This is a genomic window from Paenibacillus sp., assembly GCF_035645235.1.
Taxonomy (GTDB): Bacteria; Bacillota; Bacilli; order Paenibacillales; family YIM-B00363; genus Paenibacillus_AE.
Genome location: NZ_DASQMZ010000168.1, coordinates 25,085 through 33,227, shown reverse-complemented (window position 1 = coordinate 33,227; position 8,143 = coordinate 25,085). Strand labels below are relative to the sequence as shown.

General features: G+C 64.1%; 8 protein-coding genes. 1 reads left to right on the top strand and 7 read right to left on the bottom strand.

Going from position 1 to position 8,143, the window contains the following annotated elements; all coding sequences use genetic code 11:
- Together VEZ38_RS16280 and VEZ38_RS16275 are read right to left on the bottom strand one after the other, a co-directional pair.
- A partial coding sequence (locus VEZ38_RS16280; RefSeq protein WP_324895271.1) for an MnhB domain-containing protein occupies positions 1-132 on the bottom strand: 132 nt, incomplete at its 3' end.
- On the bottom strand, positions 122-2,545 hold the full coding sequence (locus VEZ38_RS16275) for a Na+/H+ antiporter subunit A (RefSeq protein WP_324895269.1): 2,424 nt from the start codon (positions 2,543-2,545) through the stop codon (positions 122-124). The genes VEZ38_RS16275 and VEZ38_RS16280, both read right to left, overlap by 11 nt.
- A 122-nt stretch (positions 2,546-2,667) precedes the next feature.
- Here VEZ38_RS16275 and VEZ38_RS16270 point away from each other — a divergent pair, with 122 nt between their 5' ends.
- Positions 2,668-2,904, top strand: a complete 237-nt coding sequence (locus tag VEZ38_RS16270; RefSeq protein ID WP_324895260.1) for a hypothetical protein — start codon at positions 2,668-2,670, stop codon at positions 2,902-2,904.
- A 53-nt stretch (positions 2,905-2,957) separates the two neighbouring features.
- Here VEZ38_RS16270 and ilvE read toward each other — a convergent pair whose 3' ends face one another.
- The 5 genes from ilvE to VEZ38_RS16245 are packed head-to-tail and all read right to left on the bottom strand — an operon-like array spanning position 2,958 to position 8,117.
- Positions 2,958-3,836: a branched-chain-amino-acid transaminase gene (ilvE, locus tag VEZ38_RS16265; protein WP_324895258.1), complete on the bottom strand. Its 879-nt coding sequence runs from the start codon at positions 3,834-3,836 to the stop codon at positions 2,958-2,960.
- A 24-nt stretch (positions 3,837-3,860) separates the two neighbouring features.
- Positions 3,861-4,751: a prephenate dehydratase gene (gene pheA / locus VEZ38_RS16260; RefSeq protein WP_324895256.1), complete on the bottom strand. Its 891-nt coding sequence runs from the start codon at positions 4,749-4,751 to the stop codon at positions 3,861-3,863.
- The gene (gene thrB / locus VEZ38_RS16255) at positions 4,748-5,707 is read right to left on the bottom strand and encodes a homoserine kinase (protein WP_324895266.1); all 960 of its coding nucleotides are present in this window, start codon (positions 5,705-5,707) and stop codon (positions 4,748-4,750) included. Before thrB ends, pheA begins: the two co-directional genes overlap by 4 nt.
- A 4-nt stretch (positions 5,708-5,711) precedes the next feature.
- Positions 5,712-6,782 carry a threonine synthase gene (gene thrC, locus VEZ38_RS16250; protein ID WP_324895254.1) on the bottom strand — a complete coding sequence of 357 codons (1,071 nt, stop codon included), beginning with the start codon at positions 6,780-6,782 and terminating at the stop codon, positions 5,712-5,714.
- 48 nt (positions 6,783-6,830) lie between these two features.
- Positions 6,831-8,117, bottom strand: a complete 1,287-nt coding sequence (locus tag VEZ38_RS16245) for a homoserine dehydrogenase (RefSeq protein ID WP_324895252.1) — start codon at positions 8,115-8,117, stop codon at positions 6,831-6,833.
- Positions 8,118-8,143: the final 26 nt, after the last annotated feature.

Sequence of the window (8,143 nt, the reverse complement as noted above, 5' to 3'; positions counted from 1 at the left end):
GGTGATGAGGCCGCCGATAAATCCGCCGCCGGGATCGTTGTGGCCTGCGAAAAACAGATGCGCCGCGAACGCGAGGATGATAAAGACGACGAGCTTGGACGCCGTCCGGACGATCACGTCGTTAGCCTTCATTCGGAGCGTCTCCTTTCTTTCGGTCCGCGCGCAGCCGGATCATCGCATAGATGCCGAGCGACGCGATGCCGAGCACCATAATTTCGAGCAGCGTGTCGAAGCCGCGGAAGTCGACGAGGATGACGTTGACGACGTTCTTGCCGCCGCCGAGATGGTAGCTCTCCTCCAAATAATAATCCGCGATCGAGCGGAAGTCGTTCGCGCCAGACGCCGCGAGCGCCACCAGCGCGACCGTCGCCCCGACCCCGATCGAGACGAGCAAGTTCGCCGCCTTGTTCCGCTTCGCCGCGGTCTCCTTGCGAAGCTTCGGCAGATGGTAGAAGCACAGCAGAAACAGCGCGACCGACACCGTCTCGACGATCATCTGCGTCAGCGCGAGATCCGGCGCGCGGAACAAGACGAAAAACAGCACGACCATGTACCCGACGGCTCCGACCAAGATGATCATCGTCATGCGGGAGCGGGCGAACGGCACCGCCAGCGTCGCGAGCAGCGTCGCCGTCACGAGCAGCGCTTCGTAGATGCCGACCGGCGCATACGAGGGGTCGTCGATTCGGATCGCGCCGAACGAGCCCGTGCTTCCCATCGCGTAGCCGACGACGGCGATCAAGAAGACGAAAATATAGATCAAATAGTGCCGGATCGAGCCGGTCATATAAGCGTTGGTCAGCCGCGCCGAGCCGCGCTCCAAACCGGCCAGCAGCCGGTCGTACAGTGCGTTCAGCCCGAAGCGCTCCGGGAACGCGCGATAGACGGCGATCCAGCGGCGCAGCTGCCAGAACGCGAGCGATCCTGCCGCGACGACGCCGATCGTCATGTACAGCTCCGTCGTCCACCCATGCCAGAACGAGATGTGCACGTGGAAGTGGTCTCCCGGAGCCAGCAGCGTCGGGAACACCGCCTCGAGCGTCGGCTCGATGAGCGCGTAGCCGGCCACGTCCGGAAACAAGCCGATGACGACGACGAGCGAGACGAGCGCGGCCGGCGGCAGGAGCAGGCCGATCGGCGCCTCGTGCGGCTGCGCGGGCAGCGGCTCGGGGTTTCTTTTCCCCAGGAAGGTTCGGACGACGAAAATCGCGCTGTACACGAAGGTGCATACGCTCGCGAGCCAAGCGACGACCGGGAACAGCGCTCCCCACGCCTCCATGGAGAAGAAGTTCATGCGCGACGCGTTGAGCACCCCGGTGAAAAACATTTCCTTGCTTAGGAAGCCGTTGAACGGCGGGAGCCCCGCCATCGAAGCCGCCCCGATCAGCGCGAACGTGAACGTGATCGGCATGATCGCGGCCAGCCCCCCCAGCTTTCGGATGTCCCGGGTGCCCGTCTCGTGATCGACGATGCCCGCGACCATAAAGAGGGCGCCTTTGAACGTCGCATGGTTGATCAGGTGGAAGATCGCGGCCGTCATGGCCAGCACGTACACCTCCGAGCCGGCGCCGCCGCCGAACGCGAGCGCCGCCGAACCGAGGCCGAGCAAGCACATGATGAGTCCGAGCTGGCTGACGGTGGAGAACGCGAGCAGCGCCTTCAGGTCGGTCTGCTTCACCGCCTGGAACGAACCCCAGAACAGCGTCGCGAGTCCGAAGCCCGCGACGAGCCAGAACCATTCCTGCGCCCCGCCGAAGACGGGCGTCAATCGCGCGACCAAATACAGCCCCGCCTTGACCATGGTGGCGGAGTGCAAGTACGCGCTGACCGGCGTCGGCGCCTCCATCGCGTCCGGCAGCCAGATGTGGAACGGGAATTGCGCCGACTTCGTGAAGGCGCCGAGCAGGACGAGCGCGAGCGCCGGCACGAACAACGGATGCGCGGGCAATTCGCCGGCCGCCGAGACGATCTCCCGCACGCTGTACGTGCCCGTCATGACGTACAGCAGCACGAAGCCCGCCAGCATCGCAAAGCCGCCGAACACCGTGATCAGCATCGATTTCAGCGCGCCGTACTTCGAGCGTTCCCGCCGATGCCAAAACGCGATCAAGAGGAACGAAGACAGGCTGGTCAACTCCCAGAACGCGTATAACGCGATCAGGTTGTCCGACAGCACGACGCCCAGCATCGCGCCCATAAACAGCAGCAAGTAGGCATAGAAGCGACCGATCGCTTCCTTCGTCTTGGACAAATAAAAAATCGAATATAACGCGACAAGGCTCCCGATGCCGGTAATGAGCAGCGCGAACAGCAGGCCGAGCCCGTCAAGATACAGCGCGAAGTCGACGCCGTGCGACGGGATCCATGGCAGGACGGCCGTCTTCGGCGCGCCGGCGCGGACGCTCGGCAAGAGCGACAGCCAATACGCGAACAATACCGCCGGCAGCGGCAGGACGAACCAGCCGGTGTGGACGTTCCGCAGCGCGCGGTGCAGCATGGGGACGATCGCCGCGTAAGCGAATGGGGCCAACACGGCGAGGTGCATCAGGGACAACGAAGTTTCCTCCTCTTTCTCTATGTTGCGCGCGCAAGTATAAAACCGCGCCCGATGGTTCACCTTGGTAAGGATGGACGAATCCATCATACCATGTTTCAAGGGGTGCTTTCATGTTCGGGAAGAGAATCGCCGCCTGCGCCCTCGTCTTCGCGATTCTGCTCACAGGCGGCTGGTTCGCGGAGAAGGCCGTTCGCGAACGCCGATCCGCGGGAATCGCCGCTTACCGCGCGATCGAAGAAGGCATCGCCATCGTCCGATCGACCGCCTATCCGGCGTTCCGCTCCCGCGAATACGTGAAGATCATCCGGCAGATGCAGCGGCTGGACGAAGAGGAACGCTCGCCATAACGAACGACAAGCCGCCTGCGGGGACGCCCGCGGCGGCTTGCCTTGTTCCGGCCTTATTCGAATACCTTCACGCCGTCGACCGTCACGATCTTACGGAACTCCTGCAGCAGCTCCGTCGTGATCGGCCCCGCCTTGCCCTCTCCGATGACGCGGCCGTCCACCTCGCGCACCGCGATAATTTCCGCCGCGGTTCCGGTGAAGAACACCTCGTCCGCCACGTATACGTCGTGCAGCGTGAACGGCTCTTCCTTCAGCTTCAGCCCTTTGCGCTCGCAGAGCTCGATAACGGCCGCCCGCGTAATCCCCTCCAGGGCGCCGACGTACGCCGGCGGCGTAAAGAGAACGCCGTTCTTCACGATAAAGATGTTGTCGGCCGAGCCTTCGGCGACGTAGCCTTGCGCGTTCAGCATAATCGCCTCGCCGACGCCGGCCAAATTCGCTTGAATTTTTACGAGCACATTGTTCAAATAGTTCAGCGATTTGATTTTCGGATTGAGGGCGTCCGGCACGTTGCGCCGCGTCGATACCGAGACGGTCCGCAGCCCGTTCGCGTACGCTTCCTCCGGATAAATCGACAGCTTCTCGACGATGATGACGACGTTCGCCTTCGGCGCGCGCTTCGGATCGAGGCCGAGGTCGCCCGGCCCGCGGGAGACGACGAGACGAATGTAGCCGTCGCGCAAATCGTTGCGGCGGATCGTCTCGACGAGCGTGTCCTGCATCTCCTGCAGCGACAGCGGGATGTCGAGCATGATCGACTTCGCGGAGTCGTACAACCTTTTCAAATGCTCCTTGCACTTGAAAATGTTCCCGTCATAGATGCGTATGCCTTCGAATATGCCGTCCCCGTACAAGAAGCCGTGGTCGTATACCGACACGACGGCCTGTTCCTTCGCGACGTATTCGCCGTTCAAATAGATGACTTGTGCCATACCCTTCGTTCGCACCTCCGCCTGTTATTCTTGCTCGGGGAACCCGTATGTCGGGTACGAGCCGAGCACGCGCACGTCGCAGCCGACGGCGCGGATTTCTTCGATCGCTCCCCGGAGCAACACCGAATCGATCGAAGCGTCCACGTCGACATAGAAGTAGTATGTACCTAATTGCCGCTTCGTCGGGCGCGATTCGATCTTCGTTAAATTCAAGCGCCGCCAAGCGAAGGCGGATAGCAGCTGATGGAGCCCGCCGGGGAAATCCTCCCCGGGCAACAGGAGCATCGTCGTCTTGCGCGAGAGCTCCCCCCGGCCGTCCGGCCGAAGCGGCGGGACCGGCTCGCGGCCGGCCAGCACGAATCTCGTGAAGTTGTTCCGATGATCCTGGATCGCGGGGGCGATCACCTTGAGGCCGTAACGCGCCGCCGCGGTCGCGGGACCGACGGAGACGGTGTACGGGTCGCCCAGCTCCCCGAGCAGCCGTGCCCCTTCGGACGTCGAATGCACCGCCTCGAGCTCCGCCTGCGGCAGATGCCGCGCGAGGTAGCCGCGGCATTGGGCGAACGCCACCTGATGGGACAGTACCTTGCGCACCTTCGCGAGATCGCCGTCGAACGACGGCAGGCTCATCAGGTTGACGTGAATCGGGTATACCCACTCGGTCTGGATGGGCAAGTCCGCTTCGCCGACCAAATAATCGATATGCAGGCTGACCGAGCCTTCGAACGTGTTTTCGACCGGCACGACGCTGTACGCGGTGCGGCCGGAAATCGTCGATTCGAAGACGTCGGCGATCGACTTGAACGATTCGAGCCGCCAGCCGGTGCCTTGCAGGAGCCAGGAGGCCGCTTCCTCCGAATACGTGCTCGGACCGAGCACGGCTACGGCTCGAGTTTCCGCGTTCGCGCCGCTCATCGCGCACCTCCCCCGCCGTTCATCGGCTCCGTCGCCGGGACGAGGACGAGGCCTTCGACGGACGGCGGCAGCCAGAGCAGCTCCACGCCGGCGCCGTCGGGGCCGCCCATCGCCTCGCGCAGGAACGTCTCCAGCTCGTTCTTGCGCGGGGACGACTCGTCGACAAGCGCGATCGCGGTCGGGCCGGCGCCCGACAGCGCGGCGCCGAGCGCGCCGCGGTCGACCGTCTCGCGGAGCACGCGGTCGAGCCCCGGCACGAGCGGCGCTCGATACGGCTGATGCAGCTTGTCCTGCATAGCGTCTTTCAGCGCGTCGAGCCGTCCGGTCGCCAGCGCCGCCGTCAGCAGCGCCGCCCGGGATAAGTTGTAGACCGCGTCCGCGCGGCTGTACGCTTCCGGCAAAGCCGCCCGCGCTTTGCTCGTCGAAAGCTCGTAAGCGGGAATCGCGACGAGCGTCGTCAGCGCCGGCGGCGGATCGAGCCGGATATGAGACGCCCGTCGGCCGTCCCAGACGGCGGACACGATGCCGCCGAACGTCGCCGGCCCGACGTTGTCGGGATGTCCTTCGATCTCCGTCGCGATGCGGAACAGCTCCTCCCGCGGCAGCGGCTCGCCAAGGAGCGCGTTCGCGGCGCCGAGCGCGCCGACGATCGCGGCCGCGCTGCTGCCGAGGCCGCGCGCGAGCGGAATGTCGCCGCGGAAGGCGATCTCGAGCTCGGGCATCGGCGCACCGGCCTCTTCGTACACGCGCCGCGCGATGACGTAAAGCAAATTCGTCTTATCCGCCGGAAGGTTCGGCATCGGATCCCCGACATAGCGAATCGTCGTCTCTTCGGCCGGGGCCATTTCGATCCAGGCGTACAGCGACAAGGCGATGCCGAGCGCGTCGAAGCCCGGGCCGAGATTGGCGGACGTCGCGGGTACCCGCGCGCGCGCCCGGTCTCGGCCGCCGGGCATGCCGCTAGCCACGGGCCGCTTCCGCCTGCTCGATCGAGGAAAGCACGGCGGACTCCGTCGCCGGAATGACGACCGGCTCCGCGGCGACCGTCTTGATCGCGATGTTCGGGTCCTTCAGGCCGTGGCCCGTCAGGACGCAGACGACCTGGCTGCCCGCCGGCAGCGCGCCCTCGCGGCGGCGCTTGATGACGCCCGCGATGGAGGCGGCCGACGCCGGCTCCGCGAAGACGCCTTCGGCGGACGCGATGCGGCGATACGCCTCGAGAATTTCCTCGTCCGTCACCGCCCAGACGCCGCCCTCCGATTCGGTGTACGCGTTCACCGCCAAATCCCAGCTCGCCGGGTTGCCGATGCGGATCGCCGTCGCCACCGTCTCCGGATTCGGGAACGGCTTGCCCGTCACGAGCGGGCTGGCGCCGGCCGCCTGGAAGCCGATCATTTTCGGCACGGAGGCCGCCTTGCCCGCGGCGCGGTATTCCTTAAAGCCCTTATAATAAGCGGAAATATTGCCCGCATTGCCGACCGGAATCGCAAGATAGTCCGGCGCCTTGCCGAGCTGATCGACGACCTCGAACGCCGCCGTCTTCTGTCCCTCGAGCCGGTACGGGTTTACCGAGTTGACGAGCGTGATCGGATGCTTCGCCGTAATATCGCGCACGATCTCGAGCGCCCGGTCGAAGTTGCCGTCGATCGCCAGCACCGTCGCCCCGTACGCGTACGCTTGCGCCAGCTTGCCGAGGGCGATATTGCCGTTCGGAATGAGCACGACGCAGGCGAGCCCGCCGCGCGCCGCGTACGCCGCCGCGGCCGCCGACGTGTTGCCCGTCGACGCGCACATGATCGTCTTGCTGCCTTCCTCCATCGCCTTCGCGACGGCCATCACCATGCCGCGATCCTTGAAGGAGCCGGTCGGATTCATGCCTTCGAATTTAAAATACAAGTCGAGCTCCAGCTCCTCCGACAGCCGGTCCGCGCGGATGAGCGGCGTATTTCCTTCGTGCAGCGTCAAGCGCGGCGTCTTCTCGGTCACGGGCAACAACTCTTGATATCGATCGATCAGTCCCATATATCTCATAGCAATTACGGCCTCCCCGCCGAAAGTAAGGCGCGGCCGCGCGACGGCTCAACCGACGACGCGGTACACGCTTTTGATTTTGTTCACGACGTCCATCGTCTCGAGCTCGCGAATGACGTTCTTCATGCCGGACAAGTTCGTATCGTGCGTAATGATAATGATTTCCGCCTTCGGGTTGTCCGCGTTCGGCTGCTGCAGCACCGACTCGAGGCTCACCTCGTTCGCCGCGAACGTCTGCGTAATTTGCGCAAGCACGCCCGCCTTGTCCTCTACGTGAAGCAGCAAGAAAAATTTTCCGAAAATGCGATCGTCCGACTGCAGCTTCTTCTCTTTATACGCCGTGCTAAGCCGCTGGCCGTTCACCTTCAGTCTCATGTTTTTCACGACCGCGACGAGATCCGCGACGACCGACGTCGCCGTCGGCATGCTGCCCGCGCCCGGTCCGTAAAACATCGTCTCCCCGACCGCTTCGCCGTACACATAGACGGCGTTATACACGCCGTTCACCGCCGCCAGCGGATGCGACGTTCGTACCATGGCCGGCTGCACGCTGACGGAGACGGAATCGCCGTCGCGCTCGGCGACGCCGAGCAGCTTTAGCTCGTAGCCGAGCCGCTTGCCGTACAAAATATCCTCCCGCGTGACGGCGCTGATCCCCTTCGCGTCGACGTCGCCGAGGGCGACGTTCATCCGGAAGCCGAGCGTTGCGAGAATCGCCATCTTGCGCGCGGCGTCCAGTCCCTCGACGTCCGACGTCGGATCGGCCTCCGCGTAGCCGAGCGCCTGCGCTTCCTTCAGTACGTCGTCGTACGACGCGCCCTCTTGACTCATCTTCGTCAAAATATAATTCGTCGTGCCGTTCACGATGCCGAACATCCGCGTGATGCGGTCGGACGAGAAGCTCTCGGTCAACGCGCGGATGATCGGGATGCCGCCGGCGACGCTCGCTTCGTAATAGATGTCGCAGCCGTATTCCTGCGCGATCGCCAGCAGCTCCGCGCCGTGCAGCGCCATCAAGTCTTTGTTGGCGGTCACGATGTGCTTGCCGCTGCGGAGCGCGCGCTCGATGAGACCCTTCGTCTGCGCTACGCCGCCCATCACCTCGACGACGACGTCGATGTCGGGCGAATCGACGATGTCCTCCGGACGCTGCGTCAGCAGCTCCGCGGCGAGCGGAATGCCCCGCGGCTTATCCTTGTCCTGCACGAGCACTTTCCGTATTTCGATGCGGCTGCCCGTCTGGCGGCTGAGATCGTCCTGATGGTCGTTCAAGATGCGAACGACGCCGGAGCCGACCGTGCCGAGCCCCATTAACCCGATGCGAATCGTATCCATGGTATTGGTTTTCCTCCTCTATTAAG